Raw genomic sequence first — 16,746 nt, 5'->3', positions numbered from 1 at the left:
CGTCGCACGGCTCTCGCCGGTTCTGCAACTCACGCCCCCAGAACATCTGGTGAACTACTCACCGAATCCAGAGAAAGTCGCCGGTGGATCTCACCCTCATCGTCGTGCTGGTCATCGCGCTGGCACTCTTCTTCGACTTCACGAACGGCTTCCACGACACGGCGAACGCGATGGCCACGCCCATCGCGACGGGGGCGCTGCGTCCGAAGGTGGCGGTCGGGCTCGCCGCGATCCTCAACCTCGTCGGTGCGTTCCTCTCGACCGAGGTGGCGAAGACCGTCTCGGGCGGCATCATCCGCGAGGGCGACGGGGGAGTGCTCATCACTCCCGAGCTCATCTTCGCAGGGCTCATCGGCGCGATCGTGTGGAACATGGTCACGTGGCTCCTCGGCCTGCCGTCGTCATCGAGCCATGCCCTCTTCGGCGGGCTCATCGGCGCCGCCCTCGTGGGAGCGGGCATCGGAGCGATCGACTTCGGCGTCGTGCTCTCGAAGATCATCCTCCCCGCGGTGCTCGCCCCGCTCACGGCCGGCCTCATCGCCTTCGCCGCGACGAAGCTGGCATACGCGATCACGCGGCGCTACGACGGCAAGCCCGACGGTCGCGACGGCTTCCGCTACGCGCAGATCTTCTCGAGCTCCCTCGTGGCACTCGCCCACGGCACGAACGACGCGCAGAAGACGATGGGCGTGATCACGCTCACCCTCATCGCCGTGGGCATGCAAGAGGTGGGCACGGGCCCCGAGGGCTGGGTCGTCGTGACGTGCGCCGTCGCGATCGCGCTCGGAACGTACATGGGCGGATGGCGCATCATCAAGACCCTCGGCACGGGGCTCACCGACGTGAAGCCCGCCCAGGGATTCGCGGCCGAAACGTCGACGGCCGCGACGATCCTCGCCTCGAGCCACCTGGGCTTCGCGCTCTCGACGACGCAAGTCGCGTCGGGCTCGGTCATCGGCTCCGGTCTCGGCCGGCGTGGCTCGAAGGTGCGCTGGCGCACCGCCGGGCGCATCGGCATCGGGTGGCTCATGACATTGCCGGCGGCCGGCGGCGTCGGGGCGCTCGCGGCCCTCATCGCCCAGCTCGGCATGGTCGGCATCCTCATCGATGCCGTCATCGGCGTCGCGGTCATCGCGGCCATCTTCCTCTGGTCGCGCCGCAATGAGATCTCGCACCGCAACGTGGTCAGCGAGGTCGCCGACTCGGGTCGCGCCGTGAAGATCAAGCGCAATCCCAAGCCGAAGAAGAAGGTGTCCACGTGATCGACTGGCTCGCGTTCCTCATCGTGCTCTTCTCGGCGCTCCTCGGCGCCGGCATCGTCGTGAGCACCTTCTCGTTCGGCATCCGCCTGCTCACCGTCTCGGGTCGCACGCCCATCGTGACTCCTGCGGAGTTCACCGATGCCATCTCGGTCATCACGCCGGCCGAGGCCCGCGCGGCCGAGAAGCGGGCAGCGAAGGCTGCGAGGAAGAGCCCGCTCACCGAGTCCCAGAAGCGTGCTGCCCTCGTCGGCGCGTGGGCCTGCTTCGGGGTGAGCGGCATCGCCGTGCTCGTGGGCATCTACCTCATCGTGCCCGCGCTCCACGGCCTCGCATGAGCGATCCGCAGGTCGGGCTGCGGGCGCGCGCTGGCTTCCTGAGCGGCTTCTTCCAGGCGCTGCTCACGGTATGAGACGGCGCGCTCGCCTCGGCGGGCGCGCACACGACGGCGGATGTCGCGGGTGGGGGCCCGCGGCATCCGCCATCCACAACCGGAGCGGGCGCGCCGCCCCCGCGATCGGGGGGATAGCCCCATGTCGACCCGCTCGCGGCATCCGTAGCGTGGAATCACACCCCACGAACAGGAGAGATCGACATGACCACCGTCACCCCCACCGACCAGCAGGCGCCGTTCGCCGAGCAGAACCCCTATGCCGCCCCTGCGGCGGAGACGCGTGGGTTCAGCATCTCGAGCCTCGTGCTCGGCCTCGTCTCGATCGTCGCGAGCTATACCTTCGTCGTGCCCGCCATCGGTCTCGTGCTCGGCATCCTGGCGCTGAAGCGTGAGCCCGCGTCGCGCACCATGGCCATCTGGGGCATCGTGCTGAACGCCGTCATGCTCGGCGGCGCCGTGCTCGTGAGCCTTGGCGCACTCGTCTTCGGCCTCGCGATGCTGCCGTTCGCCTTCATCGGCTGATCGGCACCGCCCGAACGGGCCGCGCTCCCGGCTTGGGGGCGCGGCCCGTTCTCGTGCCCGGCCGCGTGCGCGGCATCCGCTCACGCGAAGAAGCCGCGGAGCAACGCCTCGGTGCCCTCGAGGTGCTCGGCCATCGCGCTCGCCGCCTCGTCGGGACTGCCCCGGAGGATCGCGCCGACGATCGCGCGGTGCTGCTCGTCGGAGTGCACGATGTTCGGCGTGAGGAGCGGAATACCGTCGAGCAGTTCGTTGATCCGCATGCGCACGTCGGCGACGAGCGGGATGACGCTCGGCGCGCCGAGCACCTCGGCGATGAGCAGGTGCAGTCGCGAGTCGGCCATGCGGTACTGGGCGGATGTCGCGACCCGGCACTCCTCGTAGGCCTGCCAGAGCCGCTCGCGGTCGATGGCCGCCAACTCGCTCTCGGCCGCGCGACGAGCGGCGCCGACCTCGATCACGGCGCGCAGCGCGAGGGTGTCCTCGAGCCGGATCGCGCGGGTCGCTGCATCTGCGCCGTCACCCGGTGCTGCCGGCGACGTGGCGGGGAGCTCGTCGGAGACGAAGGTGCCGCCGTAGCGACCGCGACGGGACACGATCCAGCCCGCTTCGCCGAGCGAGCCGATCGCCTCGCGAAGCGTGTCGCGGCTCACCTCGAGCATTCCCGCGAGCTCGCGTTCGGGTGGCAGCTGCTCGCCCGGGCCGATGAGTCCGAGCCGGATCGACTGGAGCAGTCGCTGCACGGTCTCTTCGAAGGCGTTCGCGGGGCGGGCCGGGGTGAGCAGGAGCCCGGGCCGCAGCACGTCGCCGGCGACTTCGGGCGGCGCCGTCGGCTTCGTGGGCTCAGGTGCGCTCGGGGCCGGACCGCCGCCCGCGTCGTCGCCCCGCTCCCGATTCGCCATGACTCGAGCCTAGAGCGGAGTGACGTAGGCCGAGCTGATGCCGCCGTCGACGAGGAAGGTGGAGCCGGTGATGAACGAGGCGTCGTCGCTCGCGAGGAACGCGACCGCCGCCGCGAGCTCCTCGGGCTCGGCGAAGCGGCCGACGGGCACGTGCACGAGCCGTCGCTGGGCGCGTTCGGGATCGCTTGCGAAGAGCTCCTGCAGCAGCGGCGTGTTCACGGGGCCGGGGCACAGCGCGTTCACGCGAATGCCCTGCCGCGCGAACTGCACGCCGAGCTCGCGGCTCATCGCGAGCACGCCGCCCTTCGACGCCGTGTACGAGATCTGCGAGGTCGCGGAGCCGAGCACCGCCACGAACGATGCCGTGTTGATGATCGATCCGCGGCCCTGCGCGACCATGTGCCGCAGGGCGGCGCGCGAGCAGAGGTAGACCGACTTCAGGTTCACGTCCTGCACCTTCTGCCAGGCCGGCAGCTCGGTCGTCTCGATCGAGTCGTCGTCCGGCGGCGAGATTCCGGCATTGTTGAACGCGATGTCGACCGAGCCGTACGTCTCGGCGGCGCGGTCGAAGAGCGTGTTCACCTGCGCTTCATCGGTCACGTCGACCTGCACGAAGAGTCCGCCCACGAACTCGGCCGCGGCGGAGCCTGCCGTGGCATCCATGTCGCCGATGACGACCTTGGCGCCCTCGGCGGCGAGCCGCTTCGCGGTCGCGAGGCCGATGCCCGACGCGCCGCCGGTGATGACGGCGACGCGGCCGGCGAGCCGCTGGGTGAGGTCGATGCGGGGGATGGCGGTCATGGTGCTCCTAGCGGGTCGACGGCGATGAAGACGTTCTTGGTCTCGGTGAAGGCGAGCGGGGCGTCGGGGCCGAGCTCACGGCCGAGTCCGGATTGCTTGAAGCCGCCGAACGGCGTCGAGTAGCGCACCGACGAGTGCGAGTTCACCGAGAGGTTCCCCGACTCCACGCCTCGGGCCACGCGGATGCCGCGGCTGAGGTCCCGCGTCCAGATCGAGCCCGAGAGGCCGTAGTCGCCCGCGTTCGCGAAGCGCACGGCGTCGGCCTCGTCGTCGAACGGGAACACCGAGACGACCGGTCCGAAGATCTCCTCGCGAGCCGCGCGCGAGTCGCGAGCGGGGGTGAGCACCGTCGGCGGGAACCAGTAGCCGGGCCCCGAGGGCGCGCTGCCGCGGAATGCGACGTCGGCGTCGTCGGGCACGAACGAGCGCACCTTGTCGAGATGCGCGCCGGCGACAAGGGGCCCCATCTCGGTGCGCTCGTCGGCGGGATCGCCGACGGCGACGCCCGCGACGGCGGGTTCGAGGAGCTCCATGAAGTGCTCGTAGACGCTGCGCTCGACGAGGATGCGACTGCGGGCGCAGCAGTCCTGCCCGGCGTTCTCGAAGACGCCGTAGGGCGCCGTGGCCGCCGCGCGTTCGAGGTCGGCGTCGGCGAAGACGATGTTCGCGCTCTTGCCGCCGAGCTCGAGGGTGACGCGCTTCACCTGGGCGGCGCAACCGGCCATGATGTGCTTGCCGACCTCGGTCGAGCCGGTGAACACGATCTTGCGCACCGTCTCGTTCGTGACGAGGCGCTCGCCGACCACCGATCCCTTGCCCGCGACGACCTGGAAGAGGCCGTCGGGCAGGCCCGCCTCGAGCCCGAGCTCGGCGAGCCGCAGGCTCGAGAGCGGGGTCCACTCCGCGGGCTTCAGCACGACGGCGTTGCCCGCCGCGAGCGCGGGAGCGAAGCCCCACGCGGCGATCGTCATCGGGAAGTTCCATGGCGTGATCACGCCCACGACGCCGAGCGGCTCCTGGAACGTGACGTCGAGGCCGCCCGCGACGGGGATCTGCCGGCCGAAGAGGCGTTCGGGCGCGGCCGAGTAGTACTCGAGCACGTCGCGCACGTGCCCGGCCTCCCACCGGGCCTGGCCGATGGGATGGCCGGAGTTGCGCACCTCGATGCGCGCGAGCTCCTCGACGGCGCCATCGACCGCGTCGGCGAAGCGGCGGAGCAGTCGCGCACGATCGGCCGGGGCGACGAGCGCCCAGTCGCGCTGTGCCCGCGCGGCGCGGGCGATCGCGGCATCCGTCTCGTCGATCGTCGCGGAGGCGACCGTGGTGACGACGGTCTCGTCGGCTGGGTTCACGATCGTGTGGCTCACGACTGGCTCCTCGGGTGTGTTCGGGTCTCTCGGTGGATGCGCGCGGCGTCGACGAGGCCCGCGAAGAGCCGTCGGTCGGCGGCGTTCTCCTCGGGATGCCACTGCACGCCCACTCCGAACGGCACCGAGTCGAGCTCGACGGCCTCGACGACGCCGTCGGCGGTTCGCCCGGTGACGGTGAGGCCCGGCGCGACCTCGTCGAGGGCCTGGTGGTGGTAGACGTGCACGGGCAGCGGCGCGTCGCCCTGGCCGAGCAGTGCGCCGAGCCGGGAACCCGGCTCGATCGAGACCTGCTGCTCGCCGAACACCGCTGGCGCGGGCTGGTACGCCTCGGTGCCGATGACATCGGGCAGGTGCTGCACGAGCGTGCCGCCGAGTGCGACGTTCAGCAACTGCACGCCACGGCAGATGCCGAGGAACGGCAGTTCGAGCTCGACGGCGGCGGTGATCAGCGCGTCCTCCCAGTCGTCGCGATCGGTGCGCGGGGCACCGGTCCGCTCGTGCGGCGACTGCCCGTAGCGCGCCGGGTCGACGTCGGCGCCGCCCGAGACGATGAGGCCGTCGAGTGCGCCGAGCACGCCGCGCGCGATGTCGGGGGAGACCGGCTGGGGCGGCAGCAGCACGGCGACGCCGCCGGCATCGGTGACGGCGTCGATGTAGACCTTCGGCAGGAACGAGGCGCGCACGTCCCAGACGCCCGTCTGCGATTGCTCGAGGTAGGTGGTCACGCCGATGAGCGGCGCGGCGGGCTCAGAGCCGTTCGAAGCCACGCACCCGCTCCCAGTCCGTGACGGCCGCGTCGTAGGCGGCGAGCTCGATGCGCGCGTTGTTGAGGTAGTGCTCGACGACCTCGTCGCCGAAGGCCTCCTTCGCGATCGCGGAGCCGGCGAACAGCTCCGCCGACTCCCGGAGGGTGGCCGGAACACGTGCGATGTCGCTCTCGTAGGCGTTGCCCGCGAAGAGCTCGCCGAGCTCGAGCTCCTCGTCGATGCCGTGCAGGCCCGCGGCGATGAGTGCCGCAACTGCAAGGTACTGGTTGACGTCGCCGCCGGGAACCCGGTTCTCGACGCGCATGCCGAGGCCGTGCCCCACGACGCGGAGCGCGCACGTGCGGTTGTCGAGCCCCCAGGCGATCGCGGTCGGCGCGAAGCTGCCCGCGACGAAGCGCTTGTAGGAGTTGATGTTCGGCGCCGAGAAGAGCGTGAGTTCGCGCATCGCCGCGAGCTGGCCGGCGAGGAAGTGGGTGAAGAGCTTCGACATGCCGTGCGGGGCATCCGGGTCGCTGAAGACCGCCTCGCCGTTCTCGCCGCGCAGGGAGATGTGGATGTGGCAGCTGTTGCCCTCCCGCTCGTTGAACTTCGCCATGAAGGTCAGCGACTTGCCGTGCTTGTCGGCGATCTCCTTCGCGCCGTTCTTGTAGATCGAGTGGTTGTCGCACGTGCCGAGCGCGTCGGTGTAGCGGAAGGCGATCTCCTGCTGGCCGAAGTTGCACTCGCCCTTCACGCCCTCGCAGTACATGCCGGCGCCGTCCATGGAGTTGCGGATGTCGCGCAGCAGCGGCTCCATGCGCGTTGAGGCGAGCAGCGCGTAGTCGATGTTGTAGTCGCTCGCCGGCGTGAGGCCCTGGTAGCCCTTGCGCCACGCGTCGCGGAACGAGTCGTCGAAGACGATGAACTCGAGCTCGGTGCCGACGAAGGCGGTGAGCCCTCGTTCGGCGAGCCGCTCGAGCTGGCGCTGCAGGATGCGCCGCGGTGAGGGTTCGACCGGCGTGCCGTCGAGCCATTGCAGGTCGGCCGTGACGAGGGCCGTCGCCTCGAGCCACGGTGCCGCGCGGAGCGTCGTGAAGTCGGGGATGAGCGCCATGTCGCCGTACCCGCGCTCCCAGCTCGACATCGCGTAGCCGTCGACGGTGTTCATCTCGACGTCGACGGCGAGGAGGTAGTTGCAGGCCTCTACGCCGTGCGCCGCCGCGTCCTCGAGGAAGAGCCGGGCCGACACTCGCTTGCCGATGAGGCGGCCCTGCATGTCGGTGAAGGCCACGATGACGGTGTCGACCTCGCCTTCGGCGATGGCGCTGCGCAATTGGTCGAGCGAGAGGTACCCGGTCGGTGCCGTCATCCGCAACTCCTCAGAACGTGGTCGAAAGGTCGGTAACGCCGACCATTACATCACAGCGCGCCCGGGCTGGATAGACGCACGCTCGCGCACCTCACGCGCGCATCGGGGGACACGACGCGAAAAAGGTCTGTACGAGCGACCATTGCGCGCCCTATAGTCGGGCCCAACGCATCGCACCCGCGCCGCCCCCACGGCTGCGCGATGAGCACGAGGGAGCTGTCATGGCCAAGGACACCTTGAACGTCTCTGGAGTGAAGTACACGACCGCCGAGGCCGGATACTTCGACAAACGCAGGCTCACCCGCAGTGCCGGAGTTTGGGGCCTCTGGGGCCTCGCCGTCGCCGCGGTCATCTCGGGCGACTTCTCCGGCTGGAACTTCGGCATCGACTTCGCGGGCTTCGGCGGCATGCTGATCGCCTTCGCGATCCTCGTCGTCATGTATTACGGGCTCATCTTCTCGATCGGGGAGATGGCGTCGGCGATGCCGCACACCGGGGGTGCCTACTCCTTCTCGCGTGCCGCGTTGGGGCCATGGGGCGGATTCGTGACGGGTCTCGCCGAGACGATCGAGTACGTGGCCACGACGGCCGTCATCGTCTACTTCTCCGCGGCCTACGCCGACAGCATCACCTCCGAGCTGCTCGGGTTCTCGATGCCCGCGTGGGTGTGGTGGGTCATTCTCTACCTGCTCTTCATCGGGCTCAACACCGCGGGCGCGAACATCTCGTTCAAGTTCGCGATCGTCGTGTCGATCATCTCGATCGGGATCCTCCTCGTGTTCTCGGTCATGGCGGCCACGTCAGGCCTGTTCTCGTGGGACAAGCTCTTCGACATCGCCCCCGACGCGGGCCAGACGGCCTTCCTGCCGCACGGCGTGTTCCCGATCCTCTTCGCCCTGCCGTTCGCGATGTGGTTCTTCCTCGGCATCGAGGAACTGCCGCTCGCCGCCGAGGAGTCGCACGACCCGGTCCGCGACATCCCGCGCGCCGGACTGTGGGCCCGCGGCACGCTCATCGTGACGGGACTGCTCGTGCTGTTCCTCAACACGGGCGTCGTCGGCGCCGAGGTGACCGGCGTCGCCGGGGAGCCGCTGCTCGACGGGTTCCGTGCGATCGTCGGCGACGGCGCGGCGGCCGTCTTGGCGCTCTTCGCCCTCATCGGGCTGCTCGCGTCGCTGCAGGGCATCATGTTCGCCTACGGACGGAACATGTACTCGCTCTCGCGTGCCGGCTACTACCCGAAATTCCTCTCGCTCACCGGCACGCGGCAGACGCCGTGGGTCGCACTCGTCGCGGGCGGCATCATCGGCTTCGTGGCACTCGTCGTCGTCGACGCCGCCGGCGGGTCGACGGGAGTTGCCGGCGCGATCGTGCTGAATATCGCGGTATGGGGTGCGGTGCTCGCGTACCTCATGCAGATGATCGCCTTCGTCATCCTGCGGCGAAAGTTCCCGAACGCGAAGCGCCCGTTCCTCAGTCCGTGGGGCGTGCCGGGTGCCGTGGTCGCGGGAGTGATCGCCGCGCTCATCTTCGTGGGCACCCTCATCAATCCGGCCTTCCTCCCCGCCATCATCGCGATCCTCGTCGTGTACGTCGTGATGCTTGCGATCTTCGCGGTCTGGGGACGGCATCGCCTCATCCTCTCGCCCGAGGAGGAGTACGCGGTGTCGGGCGGCCTCCACGGCGATCCCCAGGCCGAGGGCTACGGCGGGGCCGTCGAGAGCGAGATCCTCGCGTCCGACGGCGTCGACGAGCCCGACGTGGTCGACGAGCCCGACCGGGTCTGAGCCGACTCGGCTGAGCCGACTCGGCTGAGCCGACTCGAGCGGGCGGCGGGGCGTGGGGGCGCCCCGCCGTCTGTCGTGCGTCAGATCGCGACGTCGCCGCAGAGGTGCACCTCAAGCCCGAGCTCGGCGAAGAGCGCGGCCTTCGCGAGCAACGCGCGATCGGCGGCCGCGGCATCCGGCGCATACGCAACTTGCACGTGATTCGCCTTGTGCCTGGCCATCAGCTGGTCGCGGCTCACGCCGTGAAGCACCGCGTGCATGATCGGCCACTGCGGGTCGGTGGCGTCGAGGCGGCGCTGCGTCTCGGCCTCGGGCAGCTCCCGCACCGAGCCGCGGCCGAGGTCGACGTGCAGGCGGCCGTCCATCACGAAGACGCGCGACCATACGATCTCGCCCGGCTTCGAGACGCCCGAGAGGGTGCCGCCGCCGAGCGGGAAGAACATCGGCGGCTGGCGCATGCTGTACGACTTGTCGTAGCCGCCGTTGTGGCTCGCGGGAACCGAGCCCGAGATCTCGAACACCCACACGAACTCGCCGTTGTACTCCTCACCCCACCGCACGTCGTGCAGGGTCGTGGCGGGGTCGAAGCCCATGGCGTTCCAGATGCGGTTCGTGACGAGCGCGTCGACCGCGACACCCTCGTCGACCTCGTTGAAGTGGGGGAGGGCGACGCCGGGGTACAGCTCCCGCTCGCCGCCGCGCGAGCGCACGGGCGGCCGCTCGACGTTGTTGAGCAGGCCCTCGGCGAGGTCGGATGCCGGCACCATGTCCTTCAGTCCCTGCTGGTACTGGATTCCGACGGCGTCGAGGCCGAAGTCGTCGGAGATGCGCACGGCGGCGATGTACATCTTCAGCTGGCTCCGCACCTGGGCGCGAGTGAGCTCGGTCGCGTCATCCGTTCCGAAATGGAACGTGAGGCCCGCGTTCTCGAGCCAGGCCAGCGCCTCGTCGGCCTCGGCGTCGCTCACGCGCGCCATCTCGGCGAGGAGCGCGCTCTGCGAGAGGCGCTCCTTGTAGATGCCGAGCGGATTCAGCAGCTCGTCGTCGATGATCGCGTTGTACATGCCCATGCAGCCCTCGTCGAAGACGCCGATGATGGCCTTCTCGACGCGGAGCTCGTCGGCGAGCGCACGGCCGAGCGCGACCTCGGGTGCGGTGTCATCGAGCGCGGGCAGATCGCGCACGTGGCTCACGTCATGCTCGATGCGCCCGGTCTCGAGCCATTCGCCGAGCTTGGCGACCGCCCAGTCGTCGGTGAAGTCCGCGCTCCAGAGTGCGGAGTGCTCGACTCCTGCCTTGGTGAGGCTCGCGGTGAGGTTCAAGAGCCCAACGAGGCCGGGGAAGTCGCCCGCCCAGTTCGCGACGACGAGGATCGGGCCGCGGTGCGTGCGAAGGCCCGCGAGCACGTGGTGGCTGTACTGCCAGACCGCTTCGACGACGACGAGCGGCGCATCGGGCGGAAGCGTCTTGAAGACCTCGATGCCGGCACGCTGGCTGTCGATGAAGCCGTGGCCGGTGACCTCGTCGACGCCGTGACCACGCTCGACCGACCAGCCGAGTCGTTCGACCGCCGCGGCGAAGTCGGCTTCGAGGTGCTCCTGCGTCGGCCAGCACTTCGTGTTCGCACTCAGCCGGAGGTCGCCGGATGCCACGGTGTAGACGGTGCCCGGCGCCGCGGTGCGCGGCTGGCGCCTGGCCGGAAGGGTGTACTGCATCATGGTTCTCTCTCTCCTCGTTCTCGGTCGTGGTCATCGGTGCTCGTCATGGAGCCCGCGGGATCGCCCCGAGCCGATGGACGGTCGATCGAGTGCTCCCTGACCGCGCTGCGCACGACGGCGCCGTCGAAGTCGACGAGCACGCCCTTGCTGCTCGACGTGCCGATGTCGACTCCCAGCACTGCCCGTACGGCCATTCGCGATCCTCCTCGATCCGGATAGAGGCCAGCGTTGCAGAAATCGATTTCACGCGCAAGCGGGTTGCCTGATCGCGTTTCACGTGCGCGGCGTCACCGCACGTGCGCGAGGGCGTTCTCGGGGTTGGTCGACACCTCGTTGCGCAGCACGACCGTGCGCGGCGGCCGGTCGTCGCCGTTGATGCGGTCGAGCAGCATCGTCGCCGCGGTCCTGCCCATGGCGCGCGCGGGCACGTGCACCACGGTCATGCCCGCGGGGGCGAGGGCGGCGAACGGAAGGTCGCCGAACGCGGCGAAGCCGAACGTCTCGGGCGAGCTCCCGGCGTCGTACAACACTTGGAGGGCGCCCACGCTCATGAGGTTGTTCGCAACGAAGACGGCGTCGGGCGGTTCGGGCAGCGCCAGGAGCCGCTGCATCGCCGCGCGCCCGCCGTCGACGCGGTAGTTCGCGTGCTCGAGGAGTGCTTCGTCTGGTGTCAGGCCGGCCGAGCGCAGGGCGTCGCGCCATCCGTCGGCCCGGTGCTGCGCCGTCTCGACGTCGCTCGGGCCGGTGATGCAGCCGATCCTCTTGAAGCCGTGGGTGACGAGGGCGCTCGTGGCAGCCATACCGCCGGCACGGTTGTCGACCATGACCGCATCGATGTCGAGTCCGTGCGGGCCGCGGTCGACGGCGACGACGGGTCGGGACCGGGAGAGCAACGGATGCAGGTCGCTGTCGTCGCTCGCCGCCGCGATGATGATGCCGGCCATGTTCTCGAGCACGGCGATGTCGATGTACTGCGCTTCCTTCGCGACGTCCTCGTCGGAGTTGCAGAGCACGACGGAGAACCCGGCTGAGCGGGCGGCATCCTCGACGCCCCGGGCGAGCGAGGTGAAGAACGGGTTCTCGATGTCGGGGATGATGAGCGCGATGATCTCGCTGTGCCGGCGCCGGAGGGTGCGCGCCGTGCGGTTCGGCGTGTAGGCGAGCTGGGCCGCGGCAGCGCGCACGAGGCCGGCCTTCTCCTCCGACACGTTGTTGCTGTTGAAGACGCGCGAGACTGTCGCGGGCGATACCCCGGCGAGCTTCGCGACCTCGTAGATGGTGGCCACAACCCCTCCAATCGGACGGGACGCCGGTCTGTTGACAGCCTCGGACGTGATCCCTGTAGTGAACACTACTTGCCTGAAATCGATTCCAACAGTGCAGCAGGACGAGTCGGGGCCGGTGAGCTGGCTGATCCGCTCGACGCCGACGAGAGCACGAAACCGATTGCGCGTTCCCAGCGCCCGCGTCATCCGTGGCACGAATCGTGCGCCGAGCGAGAGCGCAGCGCAGGAAGGCTGCGGTCGGAGATCGAAAGCCGCGCACCCACGGGCGATAGGCTCGATAGCAGAAGTGACCGAGCGCAATGAAGCGCACGAGAGGCAATGGAGCCCTGTGTCGACACCGACCCCACACCCGTCCACCCCGGAGAACCTCGAGGCGAGCATGCACGTTCCCGATCCGGCCGTGCCGACCCGAACCGAGACCGATTCGCTCGGCACCGTCGAGGTGCCGGCCGACGCGTACTGGGGCGTGCACACGATGCGCGCGCTCGAGAACTTCCCGATCACGAAGCGGCCGATCTCCGTCTATCCCGAGCTCGTCGTCGCGCTCGCGTCGGTGAAGCAGGCCGCCGCCCGCGCGAACCGTGAGGTCGGTGTGCTCACCGCGCAGAAGGCCGCCTGGATCGACGAGGCGTGCCAGCGGATCATCGACGGCGAGCACCACGACCAGTTCGTGGTCGGGGTGATCCAAGGCGGCGCCGGCACGTCGACCAACATGAACGCGAACGAGGTCATCGTGAACCTCGCCCTCGAGATCGCGGGATACCCGAAGGGGCGCTACGACATCCTGCACCCCATCGACGACGTCAATCGCAGCCAGTCCACGAACGACACGTACCCCACGGCGGTCAAGCTGGCCATGACCTTCTCGCTCACGACGATGCTCACCCAACTCGACCAGCTGCGGATCGCATTCGGGCGCAAGGGCCGCGAGTTCCACGAGATCTTGAAGGTCGGCCGCACGCAGCTGCAGGATGCGGTGCCGATGACGCTCGGCCAGGAATTCCATGGGTTCGCGACGACGCTCGGCGAGGACATCGAGCGTCTCCGCGAGACGATCAAACTGCTGCTGGAGGTGAACCTCGGCGCGACCGCCATCGGCACCGGCATCACCGCCGACCCAGGGTACGCCGAAGCGGTCGTCCGCCACCTCCGCGCGATCACCGGGCTCCATCTCGAGCCCGCGCCCGATCTCATCGAGGCGACCAGTGACACGGGCGTGTTCATGACGTTCTCGAGCGCGCTGAAGCGCAGCGCCATCAAGCTCTCGAAGATCTGCAACGACCTGCGATTGCTCTCGTCGGGCCCGCAGGCGGGCTTCGGCGAGATCAACCTTCCTCCGAGGCAGGCGGGGTCGAGCATCATGCCCGGAAAGGTGAACCCGGTCATCCCCGAGGCGGTCAGTCAGGTCGCCTACGCCGTGGCGGGGGCGGATGTCACGGTCACCATGGCGGCCGAGAGCGGCCAGCTGCAGCTCAACGCGTTCGAGCCCGTCATCGCGCACTCCCTGCTGCAGTCGATCACCTGGATGCGCCAGGCCTGCTGGACGCTTCGCGTCAACTGCGTCGACGGCATCACGGCGAATGTCGAGCGCCTCGACGCGATGGTGGCCTCGAGCGTGGGGGTCATCACCGCACTCATCCCGTTCATCGGCTACTCGGCGGCGTCGTCGATCGCCAAGGAGGCGCTGCGATCGAGCCGGCCGGTCGCCGATCTCGTCGTCGAATCAGGGCTGATGACCCGCCTCGACGTCGAACGGCAGCTCGCGCCGTCGCGGCTCGCGGGCATGCATACGATCACGCAGGCGATCCCCGTGGTGGACGTGCAGGGCGAGCCGTCGGAGTAGCCGGCCAGCGGGTGCCTGCACCACCTGGCCACCCGCCCGCTTACACCACGCGGCAGTGGGTGGTCAGCGAGCCGATGCCGCCGATGGAGACGGTGACCGTCGCGCCGTCGTGCAGGAAGACCTGCGGGTTGCGCGAATAGCCGGCGCCGCCGGGGCTGCCCGTGGAGATCAGCGTGCCGGGGGGAATCGTCGCCGAGCGCGAGAGGTTCGCGATGATGTCGGCGACGCTGCGCACCATCTCGCTCGTCGAGGCGTCTTGCAGGATCCGGCCGTCGACGTTCGTCGTGAGCCAGAGGTCTTGCGGGTCGGCGATCTCGTCGGCGGTCACGACGACGGGACCCGTCGGCGTGAACCCGTCGAAGGACTTGCACCGCGACCACTGCGCCTCGCTGAACTGCAGGTCACGAGCCGTGATGTCGTTCACGACCGTGTAGCCCCACACGTAGTCGAGGGCCTCCCGCACGTGGACGTTGCGGGCCGGCCTGCCCATGATGACGCCGAGCTCCGCCTCGTAGTCGACCTGCGTCGTGAGGTCTTCGGGCCAGGAGGTGGTGGCGCCGTGGCCGCTGAGCGAGTTCGGCCAGAGCGAGAAGATCGTCATGGCGGTTTCGGACCGGAGCTTCAACTCTGAGGCATGCGCGGCGTAGTTCGCTCCGATCGCGATGACCTGCGCGGGCCGGAGCACGGCGGACGAGTGACGCAGATCGGCGACCAGCGGGAGGTCGGCGTCGATGGCGAGGGCGGTGTCGACGACCTCCTGCACCTCCGCAAGACCCTCTTGGCCGCGTTCGATGAGGTCTTGGAGGTCGCGCGGCGGCGTGCTCATGACCTCATCGAGGAAGAGTGCTTCGTCGTTCACCACCACCGCGAGCCGAGGGGTCGTCTGGCCTTCGACTCTGAGGTGCGCGAATCTCACTCGTCTAGGCTATCGGCCGCCCTCGGCGCTCGGTTGTGCGAGACGCACAACGAACGGGCCCCGATGCGCCGTGACGTCGACAATCGCGGGCGTTCCGCGCCGGTTCAGCGCGCCGCGGGCCGGAGCCGCAGCTCCTGCATGCCGCCGTCGACGGCGAGCGCGATGCCGGTCGTCGAGCCCGCGCCCGGCCCGGCGAGGTACGCGACCGCGTCGGCGACCTCGTCGGCGGAGACGAGCCGGCCGTGCGGCTGTCGCGCCTCGAGCGCCGCCCGCTCGGCGGCCGGATCGTCGGCCGAGGCCAGCAGTCGCCCGACCCACGGAGTGTCGGCGGTGCCCGGGTTCACGGCGTTCACCCGGATTCCCTCCCGCAAGTGGTCGGCGGCCATGGCACGGGTGAGCGCCGCCACGGCGCCCTTGCTCGCGCTGTAGAGCGCGCGTTCGGGCAGGCCCGCCGTTGCCGCGATCGACGAGGTGTTCACGATCGCCGCAGCGGGTGAACGGCGCAGGTGTGGCAACGCGGCGCGTGCGACGCGCACCATGCCGAGCACGTTGATGTCGAGCACCCGATGCCACTCGTCGTCGGCGTTCGCCTCGATGGTGCCCTGTGCGCCGATGCCCGCGTTGTTCACGACGATGTCGATGCGGCCGAGCGAGGCAGCGACCTGCTCGATGCCCGCGCGAACGCTCGCGTCGTCGGCGACGTCGACCGCGACGGCGAGGTCGGCGTGCTCGGCGTCGCCGGGGCGCAGGTCGAAGACGGCGACGCGAGCGCCGCCGTCGCGCAGGCGCCGCGCGATCGCCGCGCCGATGCCCGACGCCCCGCCGGTGACGACGGCGACGAGGCCGTTGAATTCCGTTCCCATGCTGGGTCCCTTCAGATGGATGAGGATGCCGGCCGGCTCAGGCTGCGACGTAGCGCTGGCGCTGACGGCCGAGACCCTCGATCTCGATCTCGACGACGTCGTCGACGGCGAGATAGGGGAATCGCCCCGAGAGCGCGACGCCCTCGGGCGTTCCGGTGAGCACGAGGTCGCCGGCTTCGAGTGCCAGGAACTGGCTGAGCTGCCAGACGATCGTGTCGATGTCGAAGATGAGGTCGCTCGCGCGCGAGTCCTGGCGCGGCTCGCCATTGACGAAGCTCTGGAGGCGCACGTCGGACGCATCGACCTCATCGCCCGTGACGAGCCAGGGCCCCGTGGGGCAGAATCCGGGGGCGCTCTTCCCCTTGCTCCATTGCCCGCCCGACTGGGTGAGCTGCCAGTCGCGCTCGGAGAGATCGTTCGCGGCGACGTACCCGGCGATGTGCGCTGCAGCCTCGGCGGGGGAGGCGAGGTAGCTCGCCCGCCGGCCGATGACGACGCCGAGCTCGACCTCCCAGTCGGTCTTCTCGCTTCCGCGGGGGATCGGCACGTCGTCGAACGGACCGACGACGGTGTTCGGCGACTTCATGAACATCACGAGCTGCTCGGGCGGGGCCGACCCCGACTCCGCGGCATGCGCCGCGTAGTTCATGCCGATGCAGTACACGGCCGAGGGACGCGAGATCGGGGCGCCGATGCGCAGGGAGGCGGCATCCGCGAGTTCGGAGAGCGAGCCCGCGGAGAGTGCCGAGCGCGTGCGCTCGATACCGCCGCCGGAGAAGAAGGCGCCGTCGAGGTCGAGCGTGATCGGGCGCAGGTCGAGCGCGCGATCACCATCGAACACGATGGGGATCTCGGTGCCGACAGGTCCGAGCCGGGCGAATCTCATACTGGTCCTCTCCATTGGGGCTGCCGCCACGAACATCGGAAGTCTCGACGCGCAGCGGGGTCATTGTCAGTATATTCTGCCACATTC

The 16,746-nt window shown here is 69.6% G+C and carries 16 protein-coding genes; 5 read left to right on the top strand and 11 right to left on the bottom strand.

Going from position 1 to position 16,746, the window contains the following annotated elements:
- The first annotated feature begins 83 nt into the window (after positions 1-83).
- The 3 genes from J7E25_RS15755 (at position 84) to J7E25_RS15745 (ending at position 2,175) form a co-directional block, all read left to right on the top strand.
- Complete coding sequence (locus J7E25_RS15755) at positions 84-1,262, top strand: inorganic phosphate transporter (RefSeq protein ID WP_214871109.1); 1,179 nt, start codon at positions 84-86, stop codon at positions 1,260-1,262.
- Entirely contained in the window at positions 1,259-1,597 is a 339-nt protein-coding gene (locus J7E25_RS15750) for a peptidase (protein WP_214871108.1), read from the top strand. Before J7E25_RS15755 ends, J7E25_RS15750 begins: the two co-directional genes overlap by 4 nt.
- A gap of 257 nt (positions 1,598-1,854) precedes the next feature.
- Positions 1,855-2,175, top strand: coding sequence for a hypothetical protein (locus tag J7E25_RS15745; protein ID WP_215009681.1), 321 nt, complete (start codon positions 1,855-1,857; stop codon positions 2,173-2,175).
- Positions 2,176-2,255: 80 nt separating this feature from the next.
- Here J7E25_RS15745 and J7E25_RS15740 read toward each other — a convergent pair whose 3' ends face one another.
- From J7E25_RS15740 to J7E25_RS18000, 5 genes are read right to left on the bottom strand one after another with little or no spacing between them, the layout of a single operon-like run.
- Positions 2,256-3,074: a FadR/GntR family transcriptional regulator gene (locus J7E25_RS15740; protein ID WP_214871107.1), complete on the bottom strand. Its 819-nt coding sequence runs from the start codon at positions 3,072-3,074 to the stop codon at positions 2,256-2,258.
- A 9-nt stretch (positions 3,075-3,083) separates the two neighbouring features.
- Positions 3,084-3,875, bottom strand: coding sequence for a 3-oxoacyl-ACP reductase (locus tag J7E25_RS15735; protein ID WP_214871106.1), 792 nt, complete (start codon positions 3,873-3,875; stop codon positions 3,084-3,086).
- Positions 3,872-5,242, bottom strand: a complete 1,371-nt coding sequence (locus tag J7E25_RS15730; RefSeq protein ID WP_214871105.1) for an aldehyde dehydrogenase — start codon at positions 5,240-5,242, stop codon at positions 3,872-3,874. The genes J7E25_RS15735 and J7E25_RS15730 overlap by 4 nt, the downstream gene beginning before the upstream one ends.
- Positions 5,239-6,012, bottom strand: a complete 774-nt coding sequence (locus J7E25_RS18005) for a gamma-glutamyl-gamma-aminobutyrate hydrolase family protein (RefSeq protein WP_215009679.1) — start codon at positions 6,010-6,012, stop codon at positions 5,239-5,241. Before J7E25_RS18005 ends, J7E25_RS15730 begins: the two co-directional genes overlap by 4 nt.
- Positions 5,993-7,360, bottom strand: coding sequence for a glutamine synthetase family protein (locus tag J7E25_RS18000; RefSeq protein ID WP_215009678.1), 1,368 nt, complete (start codon positions 7,358-7,360; stop codon positions 5,993-5,995). Before J7E25_RS18000 ends, J7E25_RS18005 begins: the two co-directional genes overlap by 20 nt.
- A 221-nt stretch (positions 7,361-7,581) precedes the next feature.
- Between J7E25_RS18000 and J7E25_RS15720 the strand changes: the two genes are divergently transcribed.
- The gene (locus J7E25_RS15720) at positions 7,582-9,147 is read left to right on the top strand and encodes an amino acid permease (protein WP_214871104.1); all 1,566 of its coding nucleotides are present in this window, start codon (positions 7,582-7,584) and stop codon (positions 9,145-9,147) included.
- A gap of 80 nt (positions 9,148-9,227) precedes the next feature.
- Here J7E25_RS15720 and J7E25_RS15715 read toward each other — a convergent pair whose 3' ends face one another.
- From J7E25_RS15715 to J7E25_RS15705, 3 genes are all read right to left on the bottom strand, one after another.
- Entirely contained in the window at positions 9,228-10,865 is a 1,638-nt protein-coding gene (locus tag J7E25_RS15715; protein WP_214871103.1) for a fucose isomerase, read from the bottom strand.
- Positions 10,862-11,059: a hypothetical protein gene (locus J7E25_RS15710; protein WP_214871102.1), complete on the bottom strand. Its 198-nt coding sequence runs from the start codon at positions 11,057-11,059 to the stop codon at positions 10,862-10,864. The genes J7E25_RS15715 and J7E25_RS15710 overlap by 4 nt, the downstream gene beginning before the upstream one ends.
- 93 nt (positions 11,060-11,152) lie before the next feature.
- Entirely contained in the window at positions 11,153-12,151 is a 999-nt protein-coding gene (locus tag J7E25_RS15705) for a LacI family DNA-binding transcriptional regulator (protein ID WP_214871101.1), read from the bottom strand.
- Between the two features lie 379 nt (positions 12,152-12,530).
- Between J7E25_RS15705 and J7E25_RS15700 the strand changes: the two genes are divergently transcribed.
- On the top strand, positions 12,531-13,994 hold the full coding sequence (locus J7E25_RS15700; RefSeq protein ID WP_214871142.1) for an aspartate ammonia-lyase: 1,464 nt from the start codon (positions 12,531-12,533) through the stop codon (positions 13,992-13,994).
- A gap of 40 nt (positions 13,995-14,034) precedes the next feature.
- Here J7E25_RS15700 and J7E25_RS15695 read toward each other — a convergent pair whose 3' ends face one another.
- From J7E25_RS15695 to J7E25_RS15685, 3 genes are all read right to left on the bottom strand, one after another.
- Positions 14,035-14,910, bottom strand: a complete 876-nt coding sequence (locus J7E25_RS15695) for a fumarylacetoacetate hydrolase family protein (RefSeq protein ID WP_214871100.1) — start codon at positions 14,908-14,910, stop codon at positions 14,035-14,037.
- A gap of 104 nt (positions 14,911-15,014) precedes the next feature.
- Positions 15,015-15,773 carry an SDR family NAD(P)-dependent oxidoreductase gene (locus J7E25_RS15690; protein WP_214871099.1) on the bottom strand — a complete coding sequence of 253 codons (759 nt, stop codon included), beginning with the start codon at positions 15,771-15,773 and terminating at the stop codon, positions 15,015-15,017.
- 37 nt (positions 15,774-15,810) lie between these two features.
- A complete protein-coding gene (locus J7E25_RS15685) occupies positions 15,811-16,659 on the bottom strand; it encodes a fumarylacetoacetate hydrolase family protein (protein ID WP_214871098.1) in 849 nt (282 codons plus the stop codon).
- Between the last annotated feature and the right edge of the window lie 87 nt (positions 16,660-16,746).

Origin of the sequence: Agromyces sp. ISL-38 (assembly GCF_018613935.1) — a bacterium.
Classification (GTDB): domain Bacteria; phylum Actinomycetota; class Actinomycetes; order Actinomycetales; family Microbacteriaceae; genus Agromyces.
This window is presented reverse-complemented; position numbering and strand designations above follow the sequence as displayed.

Coding starts and splice junctions, on each gene's coding strand:
- J7E25_RS15735 (WP_214871106.1), bottom strand. CDS start 3,875: ATGACCGCCATCCCCCGCATCGACCTCACCCAGCGGCTCGCCGGCCGC.
- J7E25_RS15720 (WP_214871104.1), top strand. CDS start 7,582: ATGGCCAAGGACACCTTGAACGTCTCTGGAGTGAAGTACACGACCGCC.
- J7E25_RS15745 (WP_215009681.1), top strand. CDS start 1,855: ATGACCACCGTCACCCCCACCGACCAGCAGGCGCCGTTCGCCGAGCAG.
- J7E25_RS15710 (WP_214871102.1), bottom strand. CDS start 11,059: ATGGCCGTACGGGCAGTGCTGGGAGTCGACATCGGCACGTCGAGCAGC.
- J7E25_RS15715 (WP_214871103.1), bottom strand. CDS start 10,865: ATGATGCAGTACACCCTTCCGGCCAGGCGCCAGCCGCGCACCGCGGCG.
- J7E25_RS15700 (WP_214871142.1), top strand. CDS start 12,531: ATGCACGTTCCCGATCCGGCCGTGCCGACCCGAACCGAGACCGATTCG.
- J7E25_RS15685 (WP_214871098.1), bottom strand. CDS start 16,659: ATGAGATTCGCCCGGCTCGGACCTGTCGGCACCGAGATCCCCATCGTG.
- J7E25_RS18000 (WP_215009678.1), bottom strand. CDS start 7,360: ATGACGGCACCGACCGGGTACCTCTCGCTCGACCAATTGCGCAGCGCC.
- J7E25_RS15690 (WP_214871099.1), bottom strand. CDS start 15,773: ATGGGAACGGAATTCAACGGCCTCGTCGCCGTCGTCACCGGCGGGGCG.
- J7E25_RS15740 (WP_214871107.1), bottom strand. CDS start 3,074: ATGGCGAATCGGGAGCGGGGCGACGACGCGGGCGGCGGTCCGGCCCCG.